Genomic DNA, 26,569 nt, shown 5'->3' with positions numbered 1-26,569 from the left:
TCATGACCACCGCCCGCCGCACCCTGATCGCCGTGGCCGTGACGGCCGTCCTCGCAATGGGCGCCTGCGCCGAGGACGGCACCCCGGACATCGGCGAGGTGAGCGAATCCGTCTCCTCCGCCGTCGAGGGCGCGCGCGGGTCCATCGACGACGCCCGGGGCGCGGTGGAGGATCTGAAGGGCCAGCTGGAGGGTCTCAGCTCGGACGACGCGCGCGCGAAGGTCCAGGACGCCATCGACGCGTCGTCGAAGGCCATCGACGATGCCCGGCAGGCGCTGGAGCAGGCCGACGGCGCCGAGGCGCGCGCCGACGCGGAGCAGGCCCTCGAGGACGCCAAGGCCAAGCTGGACGAGGCCGGAGCGTCGGCCGGCGCGGCCACCGAAGGTGCGCTGGACGACCTCTCGACGAAGATCGACGGCCTCGTCGCCGAGCTGCAGGGCGCGAGCTGACCCGAAGCGCGGGCCGCCGTCAGCCCATCGTCCGGTGGTTGGCCAGGTACTGGTGGAGGACGCTGACGGCGAGCGCCCCCTCCCCCACCGCTGAGGCGACCCGCTTGACCGACCCGTGCCGCACGTCGCCGACGGCGAAGACCCCCGGCAGCGAGGTCTCGAGCATGAGCGGGGGACGGTCCTCGTGCCAGGTGCCGGCGTCGTCGGCCAGGACATCCGGCCCGGTCAGCACGTACCCCTGGGAGTCGCGGGCGACGGACTCGCGCAGGCACTGTGAGCGCGGCTCCGCGCCGATGAGGACGAAGAGCACCCCGGGAACGGTCTCCTCGGCGCCGGTGTCGAGGTCGCGCAGCACGATCGCCTGGAGGAATTCCTCCCCCGCCCCGCCCACGATGTCGGTGCGGTAACGCACGGAGATGTTCGGCGCGGAGTCGATCTCCCGGACGAGGTACTCCGACATCGTCTCGACGAGGGTGGGCCGACGCACCAGCACGGTGACGTGATCGGCGTACCTGGCGAGGTGGACGGCCGCCTGCCCGGCGGAGTTGCCACCACCGGCCACGAACACCTGCTTGCCCGCCATCGCCGTGGCCTCGGTGGTGGTCGCGCCGTAGAACACGCCCTTGCCCGCCAGGGCGTCCAGCGCCGGGACCTCCAGGCGCCGGTAGGACGCACCGGTGGCCACCACCACTGCCCGGCTCCGCACCTGCGAGCCGTCGGTCAGCGAGACCACGCACCAGCCGTCATCGCGACGCACGTCGCGCGCGGACCGCAGGAAGTGGAACCGGGCACCGAAGGACCACGCCTGCTCGTAGGCGGCCACCGCGAGGCGTGAGCCGGAGATGCCCGCCGGGAACCCGAGGTAGTTGCGGATCAGCGAGGAGGTGCCGGCCTGACCGCCGACCGCCTCGTGCTCGATGACGATCACCCGCAGCCCCTCCGACGCCGCGTACACCGCGGCGCCCAGGCCGGCGGGCCCGGCGCCGAGGATGGCGACGTCGAACTCCTCCTCCGCGCGCACCGGCGCGAAGATACCGAAGGCGTCGGCTATCTGGATGTCCGTGGGGTTCTGCAGCACGGGCTGGTCGGCCTGGAAGCGCAGCACGACGACGGGCAGGGTGGGGCCGATCAGGCCGAGGCCGTCAAGCAGGGCGGCGCCCTCGTCGGAGTGGGCGTCGTAGAAGCCGGTGGGGACGTGGTTGCGGTTGAACTGGTCGCGCAGGTGCTGGGTGCGTGGCGCCCACCGCTCGCCGATCATCCGCACCGCCTCGAACCCGCGGCCGCGGCGGCCGGCCGCCTCCTCGAGGAACTCGGCGATGTTGCGGTGGAACTCCTCGTCCCCGGCCAGCTCGGGGCGGGTCAGGCGCCGGTCGACGGTGCCGAGCCCGATGGCGTCGAACACCGGCCGGGCGACCGCCCAGTCCCCCCACCGGACCAGGGCTACCCGCAGCGCGGTGTGGTCCAGCGGGCCCAATGCCTCGAGGTCGGCCAGGCCGTCGGCGTCGGGGCCGCCGACGGCGCCGATCACCAGCGCCACCGGGGCACCCTCGGCGGCGAGCGCCGTGAGATCGGTGGCCGCCGCGGCGGGAGTGTCGTGGACGAGCACGGTGTAGTCGGCGGAGTAGCGGCGGTTGAGCTCGTCGCCGACCGTGCGGCGCACCGCAGGGTCGGTGCTGATCAGGAGGATGGCGGGCCGGACGGGCGGTTCAGCGCGCACGGCGGACCTCCGCAGGGGCGGTGGTGGCCACCGCGCGGCGACCAAGGAGGTGGGCGGCGATCCCCGTGGCGGCGACGGCGGCGGCGACGAGCAGGTAGCCGACGGCGGCCGGACCGCCCCATGCGATCTCGCCGGCGAAGCGCAGCGCGACCACGAGCTGCCCCGCGCCGAAGACGGCGTAGGCGACCGCCGGGGCGCGGAGCCGCAGGAGGTCGTTCTCGCCGACGACGAGCCCCGTCGCCACCCCGTAGGCGATCAGCCACGCAGCGACGGCACGGGCGGTCAGCGGGGTGAGCGTCCACGGCCACAGGGTCTGCGCCGTCGTCGGCAAGACGTAGAGCGAGACGCCGACGGCGAACATCACCACCCCCTCGGCGAGCAGTGCCGCGCGGAGCCAGCCGGGCAGGGGCCGCGACCGGGACGTGCCGGCCCGCCGCCGACCCTCCGCCGGTGCCGGCGCGTCCACCGGGGCCGGCCGCTCCACCGGAGCCGCCCGCTCTGCGCGGGCGGTGTGCTCCTGGCGGGCCAGCGCCACCACCATGCCCAGCGGGATGACCACGTACACCACAAGCCAGAACCACGCCGCTCCCCGCGGCAGGGCCCCGGCGGCGCCGAAGTGGAACCGGTCGAGGTGGATCAGGGTCGCGAGCAGGGTGAGCACGGTGAAGATCAGCACCGTGACGATCGGGACGCGCGCGGCGCCCCAGGTGTTCTGGCGCAGCGTGAGCACCATCAGCACCGTCCCGGACGCGTAGCCCGCGCCGAGGAAGGCGGCAGTAGCGGCGGGTTCAATGGTCCAGGCGAAGCTGCGGTCGGTCTGGCCGGCGAGGACGAACAGTGAGCCGAAACCCAGCAGCGTGAGGGCGACGAAGAGCGCGAGGAGTACGCGGCTGACGGGGAGCAGCCGGGCTGGGGCTGTGGACGCCTGGCGCATCGAGGCTCCCGGGGTCGGGTACCCGGCCGTCCGTCCCGCTCGTGCCTGCGTGGCGGTCCGGGCCGGGCGCTCGCCAGGCTACTCCTCCGCACCTGTCACGAGCATCGCCCAGCTCGGCGCGCACGCTTCGGTCAGGCTCCCCACCAGCAGCGCGTCGTCGAGCCACCGCGCAGGTAAGAGCAGCCCGTGACGGGCGGAGACGACCCGGCGGCCGTTGCTCAGGGCGCAGGTGCTGGTTGAACGGCGGAGGTGTGCACCGCCCTAGACCCTGAGCGCCCGTCCAGTTTCTCCCCACTTGACCGCCCGCCAGACCTGGCGTCGTAGGAACTAAGTCCCCTGAACGACCGTCCATCTCGGTGTTCAGTTGTGCCAAGTTCTCAGCACTTGAGACGAAGCGACGAGGGACGATGGCGTACCAGGGAATCGCAGCGTTGGACCGGACTGTCTGTCACGTCGACGACGAGGTCGGCCGGATGGGACGCGCGGTCCGGCGCCGACTGAGCAGGCAATGGGACGAGCTCATGTCTCGCCGGGGCGCCGTCGACGTGCTTGGCGCCACCAGCCCGAAGAGGTCCGCGCTCAGCCACCTGCTCGTCGGTCGTTCGTCCGGCGGAGCCGTAGGAGCCGGAGACCCGGGTGCGGCGCGCATGAGGGACCTGCCGTCGGCCACCGACCGTGCCGGACCGAGGTGATGGCCTCGAGGACGGACCGCACGACGAGCACGACACAACGACACCCATGAACGACCGCCGCACCACGGCGGCCCAGGAAGCAGAGCCCCGGAACAGCCGGGGTGAACCGGGAGCGCGACGACGCGCCCCAGAAGGAGTGAGTTTCAATGACCAAGATCGTCAACTCGTGGAACGACTTCGACCCGCTCAAGCACGCCATCGTCGGGCGCGCCGACATGAGCGTGATCCCGCCGGAGGAGCCGGCCACCTCGGAGAAGGTGCCCGTGGACTCCGAGATGCGCGGCATGTGGGGGCCACGTCCCACGGAGACCGTGGAGAAGGCCAACGCGCAGCTGGACAACTACGTCAAGGTGCTCGAGGGGCTCGGGGTGAAGGTCGACCGGCCGACCCCGATGCAGTGGAACCAGGAGATCAAGACCCCTGACTTCCGCACCGAGTCCGGCATGACGCAGATGCCGCCGCGCGACATCCTGCTCACCATCGGCAACGAGATCATGGCGTCGGCGAACTCGTTCCGGTGCCGCTACTTCGAGTACCTGGCCTACTGGCCGCTGATGAACGAGTACTTCGAGGCTGACCCGGAGTTCAAGTGGACCCAGGCGCCCCGGCCGCGCCTGACGGACAAGTCGTACAAGCACAACTACTACGACGAGAAGATCTCCCTGGAGGAGCGCCTGGTGCGCACCGCGAACAGGGACTTCGTGACCACCGAGGTCGAGCCCATGTGGGACGCGGCCGACGTGATGCGCATGGGCAAGGACCTGTTCATCCAGCACGGGCTGACCACCAACCTCAAGGCCATGGAGTGGTTCAAGCGCTACTACCCCGACCTGCGGGTGCACTCCGTGAACTTCCCCGGTGACCCCTACCCGATCCACATCGACGCGACGTTCGTGCCGCTGCGGCCGGGCCTGATCATAAACAACCCCCACCGGCCCCTGCCTGTGGAGCAGCGGGCGATCTTCGAGGCCAACGACTGGCAGATCGTCGAGGCGGCCAAGCCCGCCCACGACGGCCCGCCGCCGCTGTGCTACTCCTCGGTGTGGCTGTCGATGAACTGCCTGGTCCTGGACCACAAGACGGTCATCGTCGAGGAGTCCGAGGTCTACCAGGCCGAGCAGATGGACAAGCTCGGGATGAACGTCATCCCGGTGCCCTTCCGCGACGCCTACGCCTTCGGTGGCGGCCTGCACTGCGCCACCGCCGACGTCTACCGCGAAGGCACCTGCGAGGACTACTTCCCCAACCAGGTCGACGACCCCACCCGCGTCTGAGTCCGAACCCGTGAGGGGGTGCACGAGCCATGCGCCCCCCTCACGGGCACCCGCGCGATCCCAGACGAAATCCCCTTCCCGTCTCCACGGGAGGACCCGCAAAGGAGCGAAATCCCATGCAGTCGTCCAGCCGCACCAAACTCATCGGCTTCGCCATCATGTTCCTGTCCTCGAGCCTCATGGGTGGCATCGGCGCGTTCGCCCGGTACATCGAGGCTCCCGGGCTCTTCATCTCGTTCGCCCGCAACCTCGCCGGGCTCGTCCTGATGACCCTGATCTTCACGGTCGGTCGCAAGTACGTGAAGTTCCGCGGGTTCAGGCTGACTCCTGCGATCGTGGCCTCCGGAGTCTTCCTGGGCCTGCTGTCCGGCCTCTATGTGATGTCGACACAGATGACGACGCTCGCCAACGCGGCCTTCCTCATCTACACCGGCCCCATCTACTCGACCATTCTCGCGAGCATCTTCCTCAAGGAGCCGTTCACCAAGGCGACGGCTATCTCGCTCTCGTCCGTGTTCGCCGGCTGCCTCCTCATCATCGGCATCATCAACTACACGGCGGGCGACGGATTCGTCGTGTCGCTCGACCTCGACCCCAAGTACTTCGCGGGCAACATGGTCGCCCTCGCGTCGGGCGTCGCGTACGGCCTCTTCCTGTTCGTGAGCCGATATCGCAGTGACGTCGAGTCCGACGTGCGCGCGTACTCCAACTTCCTGTTCGCCGTCATCACCCTGGGCATCATCAACATCGTCAGGGTGCCCGACCTGGGAGCGATGACCGGGCGCGGATGGATCATCCTCGTGGTGGCCGCATTCATCACCGGAGCCGGGGCGTTCTACTTCCTGACCGTGGCGTCGAAGATCCTGCTGGCCGGCGAGCTCGCGACGATCTCCTACCAGGAGACCATCATGGCGACGGTCCTCGGTGTCGCATTGTTCAGCGAGTCCATGTCCGTCATGCAGATGCTCGGTGGCGCGCTCATCATCGCGGGCGGCGTCGCACAGATCCTCTTCTCCACCAAGAAGACCCCGGAACTGACCGAGGCCTTCACCCAGGGCGGCGTGGCCGGCGGGAAGCCCGACGGCGGCGCACCCGGGGTCGCGCTCGGAGACAACGGCGCACCCGCCGTGGCGCTCCAAGACAACGGCGCACCCGGGGTCGCGCTCGGAGACAACGGCGCACCCGCCGTGGCGCTCGGAGACAACGGCGCACCCGCCGTCGTCCAAAGCAACGTAGGAGCTGAGACGAAGTGAGTGTCGACACGGTCTACATGGAGGAGCTCGACGCCTTCACCTACCGTGAGCGCGTCGCGAGCGGCGTCCTGGTGCTCATCCCGGTGGGGTCCATCGAGCAGCACGGTCCGCACATGCCGCTGAACACGGACGTGCTCCTCTCGCGCGAGATGGCCGGCGCGGTCGCCGGGGCGACCGGCGCACTCGTCGCGCCGCCGATCGTCTTCGGGTACAAGTCCCAGCAACGCTCGGGCGGCGGCAACCACCTCACCGGCACCACCAGCCTCGACGCGGCGACGGTGGTGTCCATCGCCAAGACCCTGGTGCTCGAGCTCGCCCGCCACGGAGTCCGCAAGGTCGCCTTCGTCAACGGCCACTACGAGAACTACCAGTTCCTGTACGAGGGGGCCGACCTTGCGATCCGCGAGCTCCGGCTCGACGGCATCACGGACCTGAAGGTCATGCTCCTGTCGTACTGGGACTTCGTCGGCGACGACGTCATCGCCGAGCTCTACCCCGACGGCTTCCCCGGCTGGGACCTCGAGCACGGCGGTGTCCTGGAGACCTCGCTCATGCTCCTGCTCCATCCCCACCGGGTCGACATGACTCGGGTGGCGGACATCCCGCCGGCGCAGCTGCCGGACTACGACGTCCTGCCTGCCCGTCCGGAGTTCACCCCGGCGTCGGGATGCCTGTCGTCCGGCGCCGCCGGGACCGCCGAGAAGGGCCGGCTCCTCCTCGACGGCGCGTCGGCCGGCATGGTCGCGGCGATCCGCGGCGAGTTCGGGGTGTGACGGCATGCTTCGGAGACAGGTCGGGGCCCACGCGAGTGACCGGGTCCCGGGCGCCCCGCGGGAAGGGCGGGTGCCCGCGGGCACCGGGCCCGACGAGATCGACAACGTGCGCCGGGATGTGGAGGAGACGCTGCAGCCCATCCCGGAGGGCCAGCGCACCACGAAGGTAGGAGGGCAGTTCTGGATCTGGGCCGGGGCGAACATCGCGCCGATCAACTGGGTCCTCGGCGCCCTCGGGATCAACATGGGGCTGGGGCTCTGGGACACGTTCACGGTACTGGTGATCGGCAACGCCATCGGCATGGTCGTGTTCGGGTTCTTCGTCCTGCTCGGTCAGCGGACCGGTGTGACCGGCATGCTTCTCGGGCGCGGGGTCTTCGGCCGGCGCGGCAACTACCTGCCCGCGGTGATCCAGGGGACCGTGGTGATCGGCTGGTGCGCCGTCAACACCTGGATCGTGCTCGACCTGGTGATGGCGCTCTTCGGGAAGATCGGCTGGGTCGACCCGGACCTGGCCAACTACGGCTGGAAGTTCGCCGTCGCGGCGGCGGTCATGTGCGTGCAGGTGACCATCGCGCTCTTCGGCTACAAGGCCATCGCCGGCTTCGAGAAGTGGACCGTCCCGCCCACCATCGCGATCCTCATCGCGATGTCCATCGCGGCGTGGTTCTTCATGGACATCGACTGGTCCTACGCCGGCCCGGCCTCCGGAGCGCTGACCGGGTGGGACCGCATCGTCGCGATGTCCTCGGTGATGACGGCCATCGGGGTGGGCTGGGGGCTGACCTGGTTGCCGTACGCCTCGGACTACTCCCGGTTCGTCAGCACGGCCGTCCCGCGCAAGAAGCTCTACATCGCCTCCGCCGGCGGGCAGATCCTGCCGGTGCTGTGGCTGGGGCTGCTCGGCGCGACGCTCGCCACCACGAACGGCTCGGTGGACCCCGGTGAGCTAATCGTTGCCAACTTCGGATCGATGGCCATCCCCGTGCTGCTGCTCGTGCTGCACGGGCCGATCGCGACGAACATCCTGAACATCTACACCTTCACCGTCACCGTCCAGAGCCTGGACATCAGGCTCGGCAGGCGGGCCCTCAACATCGGCATGGGTGTGGCGACGATGGGCGCGGTCACGCTCTTCGTGTTCTCGACCGACATCGCGCACTCGCTCGACGCCTGGCTGTCCGCCTGTGTCGGATGGACGTCCACCTGGGGAGCCATCGTGGCGGTCCGCTACTACCTGCTCGACCACCGGTCCACGGATTTCAGTCATCATTTCGATGCGGTGGGCACCAGCCGGCTGCGAGACGTCGACTGGCGGGCGCTGGTCGCCTTCACGACCGGGCTCACGAGCGCGTGGCTGTTCATGCACGGGATGATTCCCGCGCTCCAGGGCCCGTTGTCCGACGCGCTGCACGGGCTGGACCTGTCCTGGCTCGCGGCCGGCCTCGGCTCAGGCACCGTCTACTACCTGCTTGTGCGCAACGATCCCGCGCTGAGGGGTACACCCGCACGCGCGGGAACACCTACCCGACGGCACTCACCGAGCCGGTCGACGACCAAGAGGTGATCTCCGAGTGGTCTGCGGCCCGCCGTCATCATTGACGGCGGGCCGCAGGTCTGTCCGGCCCGCTGGACCGGTCCCGGTTGAGAGCCCGCACCGCGCCTTGCCACACCTGTCCGGCACGGCCCGGCTTCACGCGTGGGCCACGGCGCCGACGCCCAGCAGGGCGAGGCCAACCGTGCCGGCGGTGAGCAGCACCTGGGATGCCGCTCGAGCCGCGGAGCAACCGGTCGAGGTGGATGTGACAGATGCGCACGCGCAAGTGGCGAGAAATATTGGCACGCGCGGTACTGAACACACGTACTGGACGGTGCCCGCTCAAACGCCGGAATTCTTCCGGATCAGGATCAAGGTCCCCTGAACGGACGTGCAGTCGGGTGTTATGTGGTGCCACAGCTTCTCAGAATCTGAGACGACCGAAAGAGGACGGCGACGTTCCTGCCCGAAGCGACCCGGGACCAACCGGTCCCGCACGTCGCCTGCGTGATCGGCTTCCGTGGCGGCCGCCTTGCCGCACCGGATGTTCTATGCCGAGCGCCATGGCGAGACAGCGGAGCCACAAGCACCGCGCCCGTGGCCAGACGTCGCCACCCTGAGCAGTGCCAGCCCCCTGCCACGGCGGCCCCCCACACCGCCGTCCCCGACCCACCCACCTTCCGGCGTGGACGTCGACGTCCGACGCCGTCACTGAAAGGCAAACCATGGCGACCTCCACCGTCGCCCCCAGAGGGGCGACGACGATGAACAAGAAGCTCGGCTTCACCGCAATGCTGCTCTCAGCGACGGGCATGGGCCTGGTCGGGACATTCGGCCGGCTGGCCACCCCGATCGACCCCGCGACCGGCGCGAAGTACATCACCGGCGACTTCCTCGCCTTCGGCAGGATGACCGTCGGAGTGCTCGGAATGCTCGTCATCGTTCTTGCCGTGAAGAAGCTCCCCGAGCTCAGGCGCACGAAGATCTCTTTCAGCGTCGTGGCCGGCGGCCTGGCAATCGGCGCGGCCTTGGCGTTCTACGTCTCGTCGACGCTGATGACGACGATCGCCAACGCGGTGTTCCTGATCTACACCGGCCCACTGTTCTCGGCCATTCTCGCGTGGATCTTCCTCAAGGAGAAGATCAACCTACGCAATGCGTCTTTCCTGCTCCTGGTGTTCGTCGGCATGTTGATGACGATCGGGCTGATCAACTACAGCGCCGGAAATGGCCTGACCTTCGGGCTCGAGCTAGGCGCGAACCCGGACATGCCGAACAAGACCATGGGCGACATCTTCGGCCTCGCCTCGGGCCTGTTCTACGGCCTCGCGCTGTTCTTCTACCGCTATCGGCCGGACATCGCCTCCGAGATCCGGTCTTTCTGGAACTTCGTGTTCGGTGCCATCGGCGCCGTCGTCGTGATGGTCTTCCGGCTGACCATGCTCGACCCGACCAACCCGTTGGAGGTCATGACCGGCACGCACTGGGCCTGGGCGGGCGGCATGTTCCTTGTCTGCGGCCTGCTCGCAATCGGCCTCCTGCCCGTTGCGGGGAAGCACCTGATGGCCGTCGAGCTCTCGTGCGTCTCCTACTGGGAGTGCGTGGTCGGGATCGTCCTCGGCGTCCTCGTCTGGCACGAGTCCATGACCCTCATCGGCGCCATCGGCGGCGTGCTCATCATCGTCGGAGGCATGGCTCCCATGCTCGTCGAGCTCGTCAGAAAGCCCAGGAAGACGTTGGAGATTCAGATACCGGAATCCACCCTCACCAAGGTCTAGCGCGAGTCGCCGGGGCGGCGGGAACCGCCCCGGCAGATTTCTCCAGGAAGAGATCTCACATGTCCAAGAATGCGGCAACGTTCGGTGCGGACACCCCCGTCGCACCACATCTCAGCCCCGAGGAGTCCGTCGCGGTCCGCAAGGCGGCCGGTGCGAGCTTCATCGGCAACTTCGTCGAGTGGTTCGACTACGCCTCGTACGGTTACCTCGCCACGACCATCGCAGTGGTGTTCTTCCCAACGGTGGACCCCGTGGCCGGGCTGCTCTCCAGCTTCGCGGTCTTCGCCGTCTCCTTCATCCTGCGCCCGATCGGCGCCGTCTTCTGGGGCAACTGGGGCGACAAGTATGGTCGCCGCTGGGCCCTGTCTTGGTCGATTCTCGTCATGTCCGCCTCGACGTTCCTCATCGCTTTCCTGCCCGGGCACACGGCCATCGGGATCGCCGCACCGCTGTTGTTGCTGCTGCTGCGCATGGTCCAGGGATTCTCCGCCTCCGGGGAGTACGCCGGTGCTGCCGCCTTCATGTCCGAGTACGCCCCACCAGGCAAGAGGGGCCTGTACACGTCGATCGTCCCGGCGAGCACCGCGGCCGGACTGCTGTTCGGCTCGCTCTTCGTCTTCGTCCTCCATGCCCTGCTCAGCGACGCGCAGCTGGAGTCCTGGGGGTGGCGAATCCCCTTCCTCCTGGCCGCTCCTCTCGGCTGGGTAGGCCGATACATCCGCGTCCACCTGGAAGACTCCCCCGTCTACCTGCAGCTGGCGCGGCGGGCCGAGGCCGGCCCTGCCGCAACGCCTGTCCGCGAGGTGCTGCGGAAGTACTTCGGCCGCGTCATGGTGGGGCTCGGCGTGACGTGTCTCAACGCGGTGGCGTTCTACCTCGTGCTCTCGTACCTGCCGACGTACCTGTCGGCGGAGATCGGCATGGATGACGACCTCGCGCTGCTGAGCTCGACGATCTCGCTCGCGGTCTACATCGGGTTGATCTTCCTCATGGGCCACATCTCGGACACCGTCGGGCGCAAGCGCATGCTTGTCACGGCCTGCGTGCTCTTCATCGTGCTCGGCGTGCCGGCGTTCTGGGCGCTCGACAGCGGCCACTTCGTCGTCGCCCTGGCTGTGCAGATCCTGCTCTGTGCCATTCTCACGATGAACGACGGGACACTCGCGACCTTCCTGTCGGAGATCTTCCCGACCCGGGTGAGGTACACGGGCTTCGCCCTGAGCTTCAACACCGCCAACGCGCTCTTCGGAGGAACGGCTCCGCTGATCGTCACCTGGCTGATCGCGACCACCGGCTCGACCCTTGCCCCGGGGTGGTACCTCGCAGTCGTGGCGGGGCTCGCCCTCGGTGCGATGCTCACCATCCACGAGACCGCGTTCAAGCCGCTGCCGGAGGACTGAATCGGCAGCGCAGGGTCTTGGTCAGACCACAGTTGCGCCGAAGGCCAGCCCGAGGGCGTAGGTGACCGCGGCCGCACCGAAGCCGATGGCGAGCTGGCGCAGCGCCCGCCGCAGGGGCGGAGCACCGGAGAGCACGCCGACGACGGCGCCGGTGCCCATCAGGGCGAGGCCGACCATGCCGGCCGCGAGCAGCACCGCCGGGGTGCCGGTCATGCCGAAGATGTACGGGAGGATCGGAATGAGGGCGCCGGAGGCGAAGAACAGGAAGCTGGAGATCGCAGCCGTCCAGCCGGTGCCGACCTCCTCGTACTCGCGCAGCTCCTGCTCGGGCATGCCGTGCCCGGCCGTGACCCGCGCGATGACGCCCGCCGCGTGCTCCTCGGCCTCGGTGGCACTCATCCCGCGGGCGCGGTAGACGAGGGCGAGCTCGTTGGCGTCCACGTCGAGGTCCGGGATGACGGAGTGCGCCTCGGGGTCCGGGGTGGAGGACTCGAGGAGCTCGCGCTGCGAGCGGACCGAGACGTACTCTCCCGCACCCATCGACAGGGCCCCGGCGAGCAGGCCGGAGATACCGGTGAACAGCACCGTCCCGGCGGAGACGCCGGTCGCGCCGATGCCGAGCACCAGGGCGAGGTTGGAGACGAGGCCGTCGTTGGCGCCGAAGACGGCGGCCCGGAAGCCACCGGACATGCGGGCACGCCCGCGTGCCGCGAGCGCCCGCACCACCTCGCCGTGCACGCGCTCGTCGGCAGCCATGGCGTTGGTGGCGTCCGCGTCACCGCCGTAGGCGGAGCGCTGCTCCGCGTTCTGGGCCAGGGCGAGGACAAAGACCCCGCCGAAGGTGCGGGCCAGCCAGCCAAGGATGCGGGTGCGCAGGGCGCCCTTGCCGGGCCGTCCGGCGAGGTCGCCGAGAAGGTCCCGCCAGTGCTGCTCGTGGCGGCGCTCGGCATCGGCGAGGCCGAGGAGCACCTCACGCTCCTCACCCTGCCGCCGCGAGGCGAGGTGGCGGTAGACGGCTCCCTCGGCGCGTTCGTCGGCGAGGTACCGGCGCCAGCGGCGCACCTGGGCCGAGCTGGGCCGCGCGCGCTCGGGAGCCGGAGACGGCCGGTCGGACGTCGGGGAAGAGGACATGGGGCCCATCGTGGCAGCGGCCGGGTGGGGGCCCAAGTGGGGGAACGGTGCGATCGCACACTGTTCGCCGACCCGAAGAATCCCACCCACCCGCGCCGAGATGTCATCTTCTCGGCGAGATGTCGAGGGGCAGTTCAGCCCGTATGCCCCGCCAGGCGCTCCTCGAGCCGTGCCCGCACGTCCGCCCACTCGTCGGCAAGGATCGAGAACATCACCGAGTCGCGCCAGGTGCCGTCGGTGCGTCGCTTGTGCCGGCGGGCGACGCCCTCCCGGACGGCGCCGAGCTGGCGACGGCGGTCTGAGACCTGGTGTTGAGGTGGTCCACCTGGAAGCGCACGCGCCCGAACCCGCAGTTCTCGAATGCATGGGTGAGCAGCGCAAGCTTGGTGGCGGGGTTGACGGCCGTCCCCCAGGCCGCCGGCGTGTACGCGGTCCAGCCCAGGTGCACGGTCTCGTTGCCGAGGTCGACGTCACCCAGCGTGCTGGTGCCGACCAGGGCGCCGTCGTCGGCCAGGCGGACGGCGTAGGCCACCCCGCCGCTGCCGGCGGTCAGATGGCTCGAGATGAAGTGCGCCATGCCGGCGACGTCCTGCGGGCGCCCGGTCGGGCCGCCGCCGTAGCCGGCGGCCCAGACCTCGGGAAAGTCGAGGGCAGCGAAGAGCCCCGCGGCGTCGCCGGGCGAGATCGGGCGCAGCTCGACGACGGCGTTGGCCAGGCGGGTCGGTGACGGGGCGCGTGCGGAAAGCGCCCAGGTTAGGGCTGGCCAGTTTGTGGCAACCGCACCGCCCGCACGTCGGCGCGCGTTGATGAGATCTCGCGGAGAAGATGACATCTCGCGGGCTCAGGGGCGGGCTCAGGGGCGGGCTCAGAGGCGGGTCAGGAGATGGGCGGCGTCGGCTCGGTCGGGCGAGGCGGGGTGGTGCCGGGCGTGGCGGTGTAGCTGCCGGAGGTGTAACCGCCGGAGGAGTCGTGCACCCCATTGCCGGCGCGGGTGCCGCGGATCTTGTCCTTGACCGTGGCGGCCACCTTGTCCGTCATTGCCGCCGTGCGCTCACGGGCGACGTCGCCCACCTTGTTCTCGACCTTGTGCACGCCCTGCTGCACGCGCGGGTTGGTCCAGACCGAGGACCCCGCCTTCTTCAGCCGCTCGTACTGGCCGCGGCCGGCGCGGGTGCCGAACAGGTAGCCGATGCCGGCCCCGACGACGAAGGAGAACTTGCCCATGGATGACCTCCGGTAGCTCGTGCGTGTGTCCTGGTTCACGAGAGTAGGGCCCTCCGAGTGTCGCCCGCACCCGCGGGCACTAGCCTGGTTGCCATGGCTGCCGCGAAGAAGCGTGCCAACGGCCCGGACGGCGAGATGCAAGGGCTGTCCGAGGCCTCCCGGTTCCGCACCACGAAGATCCCGAACAAGATCTACAACGCCGAGCTGTACCGGCTGCAGGGCGAGCTCGGAAAGCTGCAGGTGTGGGTCAAGGAGACCGGCGCACGCGTGGTCGTGGTGTTCGAGGGCCGCGACGCGGCCGGCAAGGGCGGGACGATCAAGCGGATCACCGAGTACCTCTCCCCACGAGTGGCCCGCATCGCCGCCCTTCCGGCGCCGACCGAGCGTGAGAAAGGACAGTGGTACTTCCAGCGCTACGTCCAGCACCTCCCCGCCGCCGGGGAGATGGTGCTGTTCGACCGCTCCTGGTACAACCGCGCGGGCGTCGAGAAGGTGATGGGGTACTGCACGCCGGAGGAGCACAAACGGTTCCTGCGGCAGTGCCCGATCTTCGAGCAGATGCTGATCGAGGACGGCGTCCTGCTGCGCAAGTACTGGTTCTCCGTCTCCGACGACGTCCAGCTGGAGCGGTTCCGCAAGCGGCTGCACGACCCGCTGCGCCAGTGGAAGCTCTCCCCGATCGACCTGCAGTCGATCACCCGGTGGGAGGACTTCTCCCGGGCCAAGGACGAGATGATGGTGCACACCGACACCCAGATCGCGCCCTGGCACCACGTGGCCTCGGACTCCAAGAAGCAGGCGCGGCTGAACATGATCCACCATCTGCTCGACTCCCTGCCCTACCGGGAGATCGAGGACCGCGACAAGGTCGAGCTGCCCGAGCGACCGGCGGGTACCGGCTACCAGCGCCCGCCGATCGAGGTCTCGAAGTACGTGCCCGACTGGGCGTCCTCGCTCGTGGAGGACCCGTCCCACACCGGCTGACCAAAACCCCTCCCGGAGCAGGGAACATGTCGCGGCCGGGCGGGGCCGGCGTGCCGGGGCGTGTGACACGCTCGGCGCATGCAGATCCACCTGATCGACGGCACCTACGAGCTCTTCCGCCAGCACTTCTCCCCGGCGAACAAGGACGCGGAGCGCGGCGCCACCCGCGGCGTGGTCTCCTCGTGCCTGGCGCTGCTCGAGCAGGGTGCCACGCACGTCGCCGTTGCCACCGACCACGTGATCGAGTCCTTCCGAAACGACATGTGGGCCACCTACAAGGACGGCTCCGGCGTCGACCCCCAGCTCAAGGCCCAGTTCCCGGTGGTCGAGGACGCGCTCGTCGCGTTCGGGTTCACCGTGTGGCCCATGGTGGAGCAGGAGGCGGACGACGCCCTGGCGGCCGGGGCCGCCGTCGCCGCCGCCGACGAGCGGGTGGAGCGGGTGGTCATCGCCACGCCCGACAAGGACCTCGGCCAGTGCGTGGGGGGCAAGGTCTGGCAGTGGGACCGCCGGCAGGACAAGTGGTTCGACGCCGACGGCGTCCGTGCCCGCCTCGGTGTGCCACCCGCCTCGGTGCCCGATCTGCTCGCCCTCGTGGGCGACAGCGCCGACGGGTTCCCCGGCCTGCCCGGCTGGGGCGCGAAGTCCGCCGGCGCCGTCCTCGACCGGTGGGGCCACCTGGAGGACATCCCCACCGACCCCGCCACCTGGGACGCCGGCGTGCGCTCGGCCGCGAAGCTGAACGCGACGCTGCGGGAGGACTGGGACCTGGCCCTGCTCTTCCGCGACATCGCGACGGCACGGACCGACGCCGAGGTCGGCGCCGTCGACAGCTGGTTGTGGTCGGGGCCTGGCGCGGCGGCGGCCGAGGTGGCCGCTTCACTGGACGCGCCGCGCCTGCTCGAGCGGGCCCAGCGGCTGGCGGAGGCGCGGCTAGGCTAGCTCAGTCCTCCGCCGCGCTCCCCCGGCGCCGCTGGCGGGCCCGGCGGGCCGGGTCGCCGTCGGAGATCGTCGGTCCGCGCTGCCCGATCGGGAACGAGAGCCACATCGGTACCCCGCCGGCACGGCCGAGGATGAAGAAGCACAGGACCAGAAGGGCAACCGCCCCCTCACCTATTGCGGTCCACAGACCGTTCTGGGCGCGGACGGCCAAGACCACGCCCGCCACCGCCGGCCCCAGTCCGGCCGGCGCCTAACCAACCGAGCCGGGCGTCGTGTCCGGTGGCGGATCCGCCTCGGCGACCCGCGACGCGTGGGTGCGCGTCCCTGAGACCGGCACCGGCTGCGTCGGGATGGTGTGGCTGATCCCGGCCGCGGCCGCGGACCGATGAACGGCACCCGGCTTGTCGACGCGGTACCGGCCCATCAGCACCGCGAGCGCGACGCCGAGGGCCGACATGATGGCCAGGAGCAGCGACGCGCGGGAGAGGCCGGCCGCGAGGGCGTCGGCCGGAGAGTCGCCGGCGGCGAGATGGGTGTCGGTCACCGCGGTGGAGATGGTCGCGGCGGCAGCGACCGCCAGCGACCCACCCACGTACCGCGCCATGTTGGAGATGCCGGAGGCCTGCCCGACCTCGTCCGGCGAGACGGCCGCGGTGGATGCCGACGACGCGGGGCCGTTGGCGAATCCCAGACCGACCGCGATCCCGATCAACGGGAGCACGAAGCCGGCATAGGTCCAGCTGGCCGTGACGAACACCAGGGCCGCGGCGGCGACTGCGGCAAGGGCAAATCCGAGACCCACCGCCCGGCGGGAACCGATCCGCAGGGCCAGCGGCGTGATCAGCGGTGTGACGGCGATCATCGCCGCTGCCGCAGGAAGGGTGGCCAGGCCCGCCTCCAGCGCGCTCATGCCGAACGCCGCCGGATCCTGGAAGTAGAGGCTGAGCAGGTACATCAGCGCATTGATCGCACCTGCGACGATCAGGATCGCGATCGTCGAGCCGATCAGCACCCGGTTCCGCAGCAGGCGCAGATCGACGAGCGGTGCGCTGGCCCGCCGCTCGACGGCCACGAACCCCACCCCGCCCAGGACCGCGATCGCCAGGCAGGAGAGGGTCGGCACCGAGATCCAGCCCCAGTCGCTGCCCTTGCTGAGGGCGAGCACGAGCGGGACCAGCGCGACGGCCACGAGCACTGTTCCCAGCACGTCGATCGACCGCGGACGATCCGGGTCTCGCGACTCCTCGACGGTCGCCAGGGTGAGCGGGACGCAGGCGGCAGCGATCGCCGCGTCGATCCAGAACAGCCCCTGCCAGCCGGTCGCGTCCACGAGCACGCCGCCGACGAGAGGGCCGACGGCCGCGCCGATCGCCGACGCGGCGCCCCACAGCGTGATGGCCCGCATCTGGCCGGCGCCCGACGCGGCGACCGAGAGCAGGCTCATGCCGCACGCGAGGATGGTGGAGCCGGCTGCGCCCTGGATCATCCGGCCGGCGATCACCCCGGCACCGCCGGTCGACAGGGCGATCAGCACGCAGGACGCCACGAACAGGAGAAGGCCCGCGATGAAGACCCGACGCCGGCCGAGCACGTCGCCGAGCGCGCCGGCCGTGACGATCACCGCGGCGCCGACGAGCATGTAGCCGGTCACCGCCCACTGCAGTGTCGACAGCGGCGCGCCGGTGTCCGCGCTGATCGCGGGCAGCAGGATCGTGACGGCGGAGGTGTTCGCATTCACCACGAGCGCCGACACGCAGGCCGCCAGGAGCACCCCAGTGCCGGCGGCACGGTCGACCGTCGTCGGGCTGACGCCTGCCATCAGACCAAGGTCCAGGCGGCGCTGCGCAGGGCAGACTTTGTGATCGACATCGATCAGCCCTCCTCACCTGTGAACCGATCCGCCGCGGCGGGCGCCGTGTCGTCCGCCGCCGCGGCACGCGCCCAGCGTCGCGGTGCCAGCGGCCGGGGGCATCACTCGCGTCGGATGATTCCGCCGGACCGACCCGCCTCAGCCGATACCGCGGCGGCGCCAGCTCGACGCCGCGCACGGCCGCGCACGGTCAGAACGGGTAGCGCTCGATCTCGGCCTGCATGGTGATCCACTGTGTCTCCGTGAAGGTGTCCAGGTTCGCGGTCGGCCCACCGAACCGGCCCCCCACCCCGGAGGCCTTGACACCGCCGAACGGGATCGAGGCCTCGTCGTCGACGGTCTGGTCGTTGATGTGCACCGCGCCGGACTCGATCCGCTCGGCCAGCTCGAACGCCTTGTACGCGTTCGCCGTCAGGATCCCGACGGTCAGCCCGTACTCGGAGGCGTTGATGATCTCGATGGCCTCCTCGACCGTGTCGTACGTCATCACCGGGGCGACCGGCCCGAAGATCTCCTCCTTCCACGCCGGCGACTCGGCGGTGAGGTCGGTGATGACGGTCGGCTTGTAGAACAGGTCGTCGTACTCCCCGCCGGCGTGGACCTTCGCTCCGGCCTCCACCGAGGAGGTCACCAGGGAGTGGATCCGGTCGCGCTGGTGGGCGTCGATGATCGGCCCCAGCGCGTTGGCCGGGTCCGCGGGGTCGCCGACCGGGATGTTCCGGGCCTTCTCCGCCAACGCGGCCACGTACTCCTGCGCCATGGAGGAGTGGACCAGGTGGCGGCCCGTGGTCATGCACACCTGACCTTGGTGTAGGAACGACCCCCATGCCCCGGCCGAGGCGGCGGCCTCGACGTCGGCGTCGGGCAGCACCAGGAGCGCGTTGTTCCCACCCAGCTCGAGGTGGACCTTCTTCAGCAGAGGCCCGGCCGCCGCCCCGACCTTCCGGCCCGCCGCCGTCGAGCCGGTGAAGGAGAGGCACGGGATGCCCGGGTGGGACACGATCGCCGCCCCCAGCTCCTTACCGCCGGGCAGCACGTGCAGCACCCCCTCGGGCAGGCCCGCCTCGTCGAGCAGCTCCGCCAGCGCCAGCCCGCCGGAGATGGACGTGCGCGGGTCGGGCTTGAGGATCACTGCGTTGCCCAGCGCGAGCGCCGGGGCCACCGAGCGCATCGAGAGGATCCCGGGGAAGTTGAACGGGGAGATCACCCCGACCACCCCCACCGGCACCCGGCGGGCCACCGAGAGCCGCGGCTTCGACGAACGCAGGATCTCCCCGTACGGGTGGGACGCGAGCGCCGCGGCCTCCTGCAGCTCCGTGGTCACCAGCCCGACCTCGAAGGCCGCCTTGCCCTGCCCTGACCCGGCTTCGTTCACCAGCCAGTGGCCCAGCCGGTCGGGGTCCTCCCCCAGCAGCTGCGCCGCCCGCAGCATCACCGCCACCCGCTGGTCATAGGTCAGCGCGGCCCACTGGGGCTGTGCCGTCCGGGCGCTGGCCACCGCACGATTCAGGTCGGCCGCCGTCGCGGAGGCCACCGACACGAGCAGCTCCCCGGTGGCCGGTGCGCGGACCTCGATCGGCTCACCGCCGCCGGCCGACCAGCCGTCCGAGAACAGCTTTCCCGCCCACACATTCGTCTGCGCCGCCACCGTAGCCACGTCACGTCTCCGCTCGTCATCGTCGGCGGTGGCCACGGCGCGGGCCGCGGGGCCGCCGTTCGTGTCGTCCTTCCATGATGCCGGAATCAGGTCGACGGCGCGGGGCGGGAGGCTCAGCCGGCGATCGTCGCCGCAAGCCTCGACGCGCCGCCCCCGCCCGAGGCGGCGGGGTCCTTGCGCAGCACCAGCACCACGAGCAGCAGCGCCAGCAGCGTCACCCCGAGCAGCACGGTGGACATCGCCGCGACCTCCGGCCGCAGGCCCTGCCGCACGGCGGAGAAGACGTACACCGGCCACGGCGTCGCGCCGGCGACGGACACGAAGGATGCCACGACCGTGTTGTCCAGGCTGAACGTGAAGCTCAGCAGCGCCCCGGAGATCACGGCCGGCCGGATCATCGGCAGGGTCACGTCGACGAACCGGCGCCACGGCGGCGCGTAGAGGTCGGCGGCGGCCTCCTCCAGGGAGGTGCCCATGCCGTCCATGCGGGCCCGGACGATGAAGGTGACGACCGCGGTGGAGAACAGCGAGGTGGCGATCACCAGCCGGACCGCGCCGGAGCTGAAGATCGGGATGCCCAGGTCGATGCCGAGGGTGACGAACCACGGCAGCAGCGAGATCGCGCTGACGATCTCCGGGGTCACCATGACCAGGGCCAGCAGCGCCAGGAAGCCCGGCCGCCAGCGGCCCCGGCTGCGGGACAGGGCCATGCCGGCGAACGTGCCCAGCACCGTGGCCAGGACGGCGACCGCGACCGAGACCACCAGCGAGACCCGCACGGCGGCAAGGATGTTCGGGTTGCTCAGCGCCGAGGTGAAGGCGGAGAGTCCGAACCCCTCCCACGCCGCGAGCGTGCGTCCGGTGTTGAACGAGTACACGACGATGACGACGATCGGGAAGAACAGGAAGAGCAGGCCCAGCACGCCCCATACGTGCAGGAGGGCGTCGAGGTTCTTCGGGCGTCGGGCCACGCGGGCCATCAGGCCTCCCGGGGTGTCAGGGAGATGGTGGACAGGTTCTTCGCGACGCCGACGGCGACCCGGGCCACGAGCGCGACGAGGATGATCAGGCCGAGGATGGCAAGGATCAGCAGCACCGCCATCGCCGCGCCGAGCGGCCAGTTCTGTGCGGCCTGGAACTGGCCGGCGACCATCTGCCCGACCATGGAGCCGCTGGCGCCGCCGAGCACGCTGGGCGTGACGTAGTCACCCATGAGCGGCACGAACACCAGGAGGCTGCCGGCGGCGAGGCCGGGCACGCTGAGCGGGAGCGTCACGCGGGTGAAGGTCCGCCACGCGGACGCGCCCAGGTCCCGGCTGGCCTCGAGCAGCTTGGGGTCCAGTCGTTCGAGCGTGACGTACAGCGGCAGGATCATCAGCGGCAGGTAGTTGTAGACGACGCCGATCTGCACCGCCGTCGGCGTGTACAGGATCTCCAGCGGCCCGGTGAGCAGCCCGGCACCCGCGAGGAACTTGGAGAGGAACCCCTCCGGGCTCAGCGCGATCTGCCAGCCGATGGTGCGGATGAGGAAGTTCGTCCAATAGGGCACGAGCACCATGGCCAGCACCACCCCGCGCCACCGGGCGGGCAGCTTCACGGCCATCCAGTACGCGACGGGGAACGCGACGAGGACGCACACGAGCGTGCCCACCGCGGCGATGCGCACCGTGCGCTGGAAGATCGCGAGGAACGCCGGGGTGATCGCCTCCGCGTACCGGTCCAGGGACAGCACGTCGGTGGCGTGGGTGGAGAACACGTCGGGCTTGTACCCGAAGCTGTAGTACAGGACGACGGCGGACGGCACCAGGAAGAACAGCACCAGCCAGGCGGTCAGCGGCACGGCGCCGAGACCGGCCTTCGCCATCCCGCCCCGGCGCCGCCGCCCGCCGTCGAGTCGAACGCTCGTCATGCCTGGCCCGCTGCGGCCCTGATCTCGTCGAACGTGGAGATGATGAACTGGTCCACCTCGGTGATCTCGCTGTACTTCAGCTTCTTCATCCGCTCCGCGTCGATGAAGATCATCTCGGGACGCTCCACCCCGGCCCCGATCGCGGCGTCCTCGACGCCGGCGACTCCGGTGTTGTACCCGAGGTAGGACAGCTCCTTGAGGGAGACCTCCGGGTCGAGCTGGTCGTTGATGAACTCGTAGGCGGCGTCGAGGTTCTGGGCGCCCTCGACGATGGAGTAGTTGTCCTGCCAGATGTTCGCGCCCTCGGAGGGCCACACCCACTTGTACCGCTCGGGGTCGGCGTTGCTCATGATGCCCAGGCGGGCGTCACCGTTCCAGCAGTGGATCAGCGCCCGCTCGTTGTTGGCCACGGAGGCGTTCGTCGCGGAGGCGAAGGCCTGGACGTGCGGGGCGACGTTAGACAGGAAGTACTCCCGGTACGCCTCGAGGTGCGCCTCGTCCGTGGTGTTCGGCGGCAGCCCGTTGGCGAACATGTAGATGAACATGCACTCCTTCTGGTCCTCCATGATCGAGACGCTGCCGGAGGCCTCGTTCTGGGCGGCGTCGAGGAAGTCCGCCCAGGAGGTCAGCTCACGCTGGATGACCGTGGTGTCGTACACGAAGCCGGTGGAGCCCCAGGCCTTGCAGACGCTGTACTTGCTGCCCGGGTCGAAGGTCGTGTCGCTCACGCCGGGGTCGAGGTTGGCGAGGTTGGGCAGCCGGCTGTGGTCGAGCTCCTGGATGAGCCCCTGCTCGGCGAGCTGCTTGACGTAGGAGTGGGTCGGCACGCAGATGTCGTAGCCGCTCGTGCCGCGGGCGGCGTTGAGCTTGGCCGCGAGCTCGGGGTTGGAGCCGTAGCTGTCCACCGTGATCGAGATGCCCGAGCGCGCGGTGAAGTCCTCGATCACGGCCGGGTCGTTGTAGCCCGCCCAGGAGTACATGTTGAGCGTCTTCGAGCCGGCCCCGCCCCCGCTGTTGCTGCCGGCGGAGCTGTTGCCCGAGCAGGCGGCGAGGAAGGCGGTCAGGCCGAGGGCGCCGGCCCCGCCGAGGAAGGCGCGGCGGCCCATGCCCCGGCCGAGCATCTCGCGGGGGATCAGCGCCTTGATCGGTTCGTGTGAGGACATCTGCTGCTCCTTGATTCGGGTGGCGGGCTGCCGGGGAGGGGGCTGGAGGTGGTGGGACCGGGACGTGCTGGACGGCGTGAGGTGGCGAAGGTGGGCGGGCGTCAGGCGGTGAAGAGGTGGACGGCGTGCGCGGGCCAGGAGCAGGTGACCTCTGCCCCGGTCGCCAGCGGTGGTTCGGTGCCGCGGCGGGTGCGGGCGAGGACCCGCCCGGAGGCGGTCTCGACGATGTAGTGGACGTCGTGCTCGATCTCGGACACGGCCCGCACGACGCCGCGGACCTGGTTCGGGCCCGGGCTCTGCACGGGCTCGACGACGACGTCGTGGGGACGCACCGCCACCGTGACCTCGGCGCCGGGCTCGGCGTCGTCCCCCCTCGCCGCGTCGGGCTCGACACCGTTCCCGCCCTCGACGCCGGCGGCCGGCCGCGACGTCCGGAACGTGACCTCGCCCGCGGCGACGACGGTCTCGGCGCCGGCGGCCTGCACGGTGCCGGTGAAGAAGTTCTGCTGGCCTATGAACCCGGCGACGAAGGCGGTGGCCGGGGCGTCGTAGACGTCGGCCGGGCGGCCGATCTGGTCGATCGTGCCGGCGTTCATGACGGCGATGCGGTCGCTCAGGGTGAGCGCCTCGGACTGGTCGTGGGTGACGAAGATGAAGGTCATCGCCAGGTCGCGCTGCATGATCTTGAGGTCGACCTGCATCTCCTCGCGGAGCTTGCGGTCCAGGGCGGACATGGGCTCGTCGAGGAGGAGGACGGCGGGCCGGTTGACCAGTGCCCGGGCCAGGGCCACGCGCTGCTGCTGCCCGCCGGAGAGCTGGCCGGGCTTGCGGGCGGCGTACTCGCCCATGCGGACCAGGTCGAGCGCGTCGGCCACGCGCGTGCGGATCTCCGCGCGAGGCACGCCCTTGAGCTTGGGACCGTACGCTACGTTGTCGGCCACGCTCATGTGCGGGAACAGCGCGTAGGACTGGAACACGGTGTTGACCGGGCGCCGGTGCGCCGGCAGGTCCTGGACCCGCAGCCCGGACACCTCGATGGTGCCGGTGTCGGGGTACTCGAACCCGGCGATGAGGCGCAAGGTGGTGGTCTTGCCGCACCCGCTGGGCCCGAGCAGGCTGACGAACTCACCCGGCTGGACGTCCAGATCGAGGTCTTTGACCGCGTGCTTGCCGTCGAAGGTCTTGCTCAGCGAACGCAGCGCGACCGCGCCGTTGCGGTCGGTCGGGCGCGCACGACCCCGGGCGGGCGCCGACTGCTTCTCCAGGATGTTCATCCGGTGGATCACTCCGTTCCTCGGTCAGGCTCAGGTCCTTGGCAGGACGGCTCAGGCGAACGCGCCCTGCCGGTCGGTGGCGTGCACCGCACGGCCGCCGACGAGCGTGAGGTCGGTGCCGACGGTGTGCAGGTCCTCGGGGGCGAGCCCGAACGGGTCGGTGCTCAGCACCACGAGGTCGGCCAGCCGGCCGGGCACGATGCTCCCGGCCTCCTCCTGCCGGTTGAGCCAGGCCGAGCGGGAGGTGTAGGCGGCCAGCGACGCCTGCAGGGTCAGCGCCTGGTCCTCGAGCAGCGGCTCGCGGTCCGGCTCGCCAGGGGGCCGGCGGGTGACGGCCACGTGGATGGCCTGCCAGGGGTCCGGGCTGGAGACCGGCCAGTCCGAGCCCATGGCCAGCCGCGCCCCGGCCGCGCACATCGCGGCGAAGGGGTATTGGTGGCCGGTGCGCTCCTCGCCGATCAGCGGCACCGTCAGCTCGGTCATCTGGTCCTCGTTGGCGGCCCACAGCGCCTGGGCGTTGACGGTGACCCCGAGCGCGCCGAAGCGGGCGACGTCGGCCGGGTGGACGATCTGGACGTGCGCCATGTGGTGCCGGCCGGTGTCCCCGCCGCCGCGGGCCCGTAGCTGCTCGACGGCGTCGAGGCCGTATCGGACGGCACGGTCGCCGATAGCGTGCATGTGCAGGTCGAAGGCGGCGGCATCGAGCGCGGCTGCGACCTCCAGGAGCACCTCGTAGCCGAGGTACGTCAGACCCAGGCCGCCGTCCGCGGGCCGCTCGGTCCCGCCGCAGGGGCACAGGTAGGGCTCGAGCATCGCGGCGGTGCGGTTCTCGGCGACGCCGTCGATCATGATCTTCGCGCTGACCGTGGGGAAGCCGCCGGCGCCGTTGACGCGGCGACGCTCGGCGAGGTCGGCCACCAGCTCGCCGACGCTTGCCAGTGTGGTCGTGCGGGGCACCCACAGGGCCCCGGTGGCCCGCCCGGTGAGCAGGCCCTCGCGGACCAGCTCGCGGTAGGCGGGGCTGATGTCGAGGTGGCCGGCGTAGTCACCGACGATCGCCTCCTGCCACCCGGTGACGCCGTGGGCGTGCAGGTACCGCTGCGCCTCGAGCAGCCCGGCCCGCTGCTGCTCGGCCGTCTCGACCGGCATCAGCGCCGCCACCAGGTCCATCGCACCCTCGTGCAGGGTGCCGGTCGGCTCACCGTGGGCGTCGCGCTCGAGGCGCCCGTCCGCCGGGTCCGGGGTGGCGGCGGTGATCCCGGCGCGGCGCAGGGCCGCGGAGTTCACCCAGGCGCCGTGGTGGTCGCGGTTGATGAGGAACACCGGCCGGTCGGGGACGACGGCGTCCAGGAGGTCCGCGGTGGGGTTGCCTCCCGGGAAGTCGCTCATGGACCAGCCGCCGCCGCTGATCCACTCCGCGTCGGTGGACCGGGCGTAGTCGCGCACGTGGGCGACCACCGCGTCGGCGCCGCCCGTGACCGCCGTGAGGTCGCAGCCGAGGCGTTCGATGCCGCCCTGGCCGGCGTGGAGGTGGGCGTCGGTGAAGCCGGGGGTGAGGAGCCGGCCGGCGAGATCGACGTGCTCGGCGGCAGGGCCGGCCTGGGCCCGGACCTCGGCGTCCGTGCCGACGGCGATGATCCGGTTCCCGCTGACGGCCACCGCGGTCGCCGCCGGGTGCACGCGGTGCCCGTCGAAGATCCGTCCTGACGTGAAGACCCAGTCTGCTGCCACGTCTCACCCCTTCCAGTGCGTCCTCGCCTGTCCCGCTCGGGCGACCCTGCCCGGCGTCGGGACGTGACCTACGTCTCGATTGGGCCAGATAGAACCGCAGATCAACGCCGATGTCAACGCTGTTGACATCGGCGTTGCGGATGAGGATCCTGAGCGCCACTGACAACGAGCGACGGGGGTCGATCCGGTGGGCACAGCGGGCGGGAAAACCGTGGCCCTCAGCGCCGAGGCCATCGTGGACTGCGCCCTGGAGCTGGCCCGGCGCGAGGGCTCGCAGGCCCTCACCCTGCGGCGGATCGGCAAGGAGCTGGGCGCGGATCCCACGGCGTTCTACCGGCACTTCCGCGACAAGGACGAGCTGGTCCTCGCGTGCATGGACAAGGTGCTCGACATCGCGTTCGAGAGGTTCGCGGCCGACGCGACCGACCTCGACTGGCGAGCGCGTCTGCGGGCAGCCGCCCACGCGTTCTACGCCGTCGCGGAGGAGTTCCCCACTGTCACGGCGCTCGGGTTCGCCCGCATCACCGGCGGCCCGGGCGAGCGCCGGTGGGTGGAGATGGTGATCGCGACGCTTCAGGCGGTCGGCCTGCCCCCGGACCTCACCGTGTTGCACTACCGCGCCTTCGTCGACGCCATGCTGGCGCTCTCGGGGCTCCGGGCCACCGTCCACGGGCTGCCCACCGCCCTCGCCGAGAAGGATGACGCCGCGTGGTCGCGCGTCTACGGTGCGCTTCCCCGCAACCAGTTCCCGGCCACCCGGGCGCACTCCGAGGAGCTGGCCCGCGTGGAGGAGCGGGACGTCTTCGCGACTGTCGTCGACGCCGTGCTGACGAACATCGAGGTCGCCGCCCGGGCGCACGGCTGAGCGCGTCCGTGG

The 26,569-nt window shown here is 70.6% G+C and carries 23 protein-coding genes; 11 read left to right on the top strand and 12 right to left on the bottom strand.

The features are described 5' to 3' along the window. Positions 1 to 2 precede the first annotated feature (2 nt). Positions 3 to 449 (top strand): hypothetical protein, encoded by a 447-nt coding sequence (locus tag FE374_RS00565; protein WP_139926764.1) that lies wholly within the window; start codon positions 3 to 5, stop codon positions 447 to 449. A 19-nt stretch (positions 450 to 468) separates the two neighbouring features. On the opposite strand, the gene FE374_RS00560 is transcribed toward FE374_RS00565, so the two are convergent. Both FE374_RS00560 and FE374_RS00555 read right to left on the bottom strand, forming a co-directional pair. Next, positions 469 to 2,166: an FAD-dependent oxidoreductase gene (locus FE374_RS00560; protein WP_139926763.1), complete on the bottom strand. Its 1,698-nt coding sequence runs from the start codon at positions 2,164 to 2,166 to the stop codon at positions 469 to 471. Beyond that, a complete protein-coding gene (locus tag FE374_RS00555) occupies positions 2,156 to 3,100 on the bottom strand; it encodes a hypothetical protein (RefSeq protein WP_139926762.1) in 945 nt (314 codons plus the stop codon). Before FE374_RS00555 ends, FE374_RS00560 begins: the two co-directional genes overlap by 11 nt. Positions 3,101 to 3,938: 838 nt before the next feature. On the opposite strand from FE374_RS00555, the gene FE374_RS00550 reads away from it, so the two are divergent. From FE374_RS00550 to FE374_RS00525, 7 genes are all read left to right on the top strand, one after another. After that, complete coding sequence (locus tag FE374_RS00550; RefSeq protein WP_139926761.1) at positions 3,939 to 5,066, top strand: serine/threonine protein kinase; 1,128 nt, start codon at positions 3,939 to 3,941, stop codon at positions 5,064 to 5,066. A 116-nt stretch (positions 5,067 to 5,182) separates the two neighbouring features. Continuing rightward, the gene (locus FE374_RS00545) at positions 5,183 to 6,319 is read left to right on the top strand and encodes a DMT family transporter (RefSeq protein ID WP_179957337.1); all 1,137 of its coding nucleotides are present in this window, start codon (positions 5,183 to 5,185) and stop codon (positions 6,317 to 6,319) included. Positions 6,320 to 6,336: 17 nt separating this feature from the next. Continuing rightward, positions 6,337 to 7,092 (top strand): creatininase, encoded by a 756-nt coding sequence (locus FE374_RS00540; protein ID WP_139931166.1) that lies wholly within the window; start codon positions 6,337 to 6,339, stop codon positions 7,090 to 7,092. A 70-nt stretch (positions 7,093 to 7,162) separates the two neighbouring features. Next, positions 7,163 to 8,659, top strand: coding sequence for a purine-cytosine permease family protein (locus tag FE374_RS00535; RefSeq protein ID WP_230978409.1), 1,497 nt, complete (start codon positions 7,163 to 7,165; stop codon positions 8,657 to 8,659). Between the two features lie 181 nt (positions 8,660 to 8,840). Further along, complete coding sequence (locus tag FE374_RS19005; protein ID WP_168205524.1) at positions 8,841 to 9,014, top strand: hypothetical protein; 174 nt, start codon at positions 8,841 to 8,843, stop codon at positions 9,012 to 9,014. Between the two features lie 340 nt (positions 9,015 to 9,354). Beyond that, positions 9,355 to 10,407: a DMT family transporter gene (locus FE374_RS00530; protein ID WP_168205523.1), complete on the top strand. Its 1,053-nt coding sequence runs from the start codon at positions 9,355 to 9,357 to the stop codon at positions 10,405 to 10,407. A gap of 59 nt (positions 10,408 to 10,466) precedes the next feature. Beyond that, positions 10,467 to 11,807, top strand: a complete 1,341-nt coding sequence (locus FE374_RS00525; RefSeq protein WP_139926759.1) for an MFS transporter — start codon at positions 10,467 to 10,469, stop codon at positions 11,805 to 11,807. 21 nt (positions 11,808 to 11,828) lie between these two features. Here FE374_RS00525 and FE374_RS00520 read toward each other — a convergent pair whose 3' ends face one another. The 3 genes from FE374_RS00520 to FE374_RS00510 form a co-directional block, all read right to left on the bottom strand. Further along, a complete protein-coding gene (locus FE374_RS00520) occupies positions 11,829 to 12,938 on the bottom strand; it encodes a VIT1/CCC1 transporter family protein (RefSeq protein ID WP_139926758.1) in 1,110 nt (369 codons plus the stop codon). 211 nt (positions 12,939 to 13,149) lie between these two features. Continuing rightward, positions 13,150 to 13,770: a GNAT family N-acetyltransferase gene (locus tag FE374_RS00515; protein WP_223173599.1), complete on the bottom strand. Its 621-nt coding sequence runs from the start codon at positions 13,768 to 13,770 to the stop codon at positions 13,150 to 13,152. A gap of 44 nt (positions 13,771 to 13,814) precedes the next feature. Next, entirely contained in the window at positions 13,815 to 14,162 is a 348-nt protein-coding gene (locus FE374_RS00510; protein ID WP_139926757.1) for a YtxH domain-containing protein, read from the bottom strand. A gap of 135 nt (positions 14,163 to 14,297) precedes the next feature. On the opposite strand from FE374_RS00510, the gene ppk2 reads away from it, so the two are divergent. Continuing rightward, complete coding sequence (gene ppk2 / locus FE374_RS00505) at positions 14,298 to 15,146, top strand: polyphosphate kinase 2 (RefSeq protein WP_179957364.1); 849 nt, start codon at positions 14,298 to 14,300, stop codon at positions 15,144 to 15,146. Between the two features lie 78 nt (positions 15,147 to 15,224). Further along, positions 15,225 to 16,088, top strand: coding sequence for a 5'-3' exonuclease (locus FE374_RS00500; RefSeq protein ID WP_139926756.1), 864 nt, complete (start codon positions 15,225 to 15,227; stop codon positions 16,086 to 16,088). 250 nt (positions 16,089 to 16,338) lie between these two features. On the opposite strand, the gene FE374_RS00495 is transcribed toward FE374_RS00500, so the two are convergent. From FE374_RS00495 to FE374_RS00465, 7 genes are all read right to left on the bottom strand, one after another. Beyond that, positions 16,339 to 17,907 carry an MFS transporter gene (locus FE374_RS00495; RefSeq protein WP_139926755.1) on the bottom strand — a complete coding sequence of 523 codons (1,569 nt, stop codon included), beginning with the start codon at positions 17,905 to 17,907 and terminating at the stop codon, positions 16,339 to 16,341. Positions 17,908 to 18,148: 241 nt separating this feature from the next. Further along, complete coding sequence (locus FE374_RS00490; protein ID WP_139926754.1) at positions 18,149 to 19,615, bottom strand: aldehyde dehydrogenase family protein; 1,467 nt, start codon at positions 19,613 to 19,615, stop codon at positions 18,149 to 18,151. Between the two features lie 113 nt (positions 19,616 to 19,728). Then, on the bottom strand, positions 19,729 to 20,595 hold the full coding sequence (locus tag FE374_RS00485; RefSeq protein WP_139926753.1) for an ABC transporter permease: 867 nt from the start codon (positions 20,593 to 20,595) through the stop codon (positions 19,729 to 19,731). After that, entirely contained in the window at positions 20,595 to 21,524 is a 930-nt protein-coding gene (locus FE374_RS00480; protein ID WP_230978408.1) for an ABC transporter permease, read from the bottom strand. Before FE374_RS00480 ends, FE374_RS00485 begins: the two co-directional genes overlap by 1 nt. Then, positions 21,521 to 22,687 carry an ABC transporter substrate-binding protein gene (locus FE374_RS00475; protein WP_139926752.1) on the bottom strand — a complete coding sequence of 389 codons (1,167 nt, stop codon included), beginning with the start codon at positions 22,685 to 22,687 and terminating at the stop codon, positions 21,521 to 21,523. Before FE374_RS00475 ends, FE374_RS00480 begins: the two co-directional genes overlap by 4 nt. Positions 22,688 to 22,788: 101 nt before the next feature. After that, positions 22,789 to 23,961 (bottom strand): ABC transporter ATP-binding protein, encoded by a 1,173-nt coding sequence (locus FE374_RS00470; protein ID WP_168205522.1) that lies wholly within the window; start codon positions 23,959 to 23,961, stop codon positions 22,789 to 22,791. Between the two features lie 51 nt (positions 23,962 to 24,012). Further along, entirely contained in the window at positions 24,013 to 25,692 is a 1,680-nt protein-coding gene (locus FE374_RS00465) for an amidohydrolase (RefSeq protein ID WP_139926751.1), read from the bottom strand. Between the two features lie 211 nt (positions 25,693 to 25,903). Here FE374_RS00465 and FE374_RS00460 point away from each other — a divergent pair, with 211 nt between their 5' ends. Then, a complete protein-coding gene (locus tag FE374_RS00460) occupies positions 25,904 to 26,557 on the top strand; it encodes a TetR/AcrR family transcriptional regulator (protein ID WP_168205521.1) in 654 nt (217 codons plus the stop codon). The last annotated feature ends 12 nt before the right edge of the window (positions 26,558 to 26,569 follow it).

The organism is Georgenia yuyongxinii (genome assembly GCF_006352065.1).
Lineage (GTDB): Bacteria > Actinomycetota > Actinomycetes > Actinomycetales > Actinomycetaceae > Georgenia > Georgenia yuyongxinii.
The sequence above is the reverse complement of the archived record's forward strand: the minus strand, read 5'-3'. Positions and strand labels throughout refer to the sequence as shown.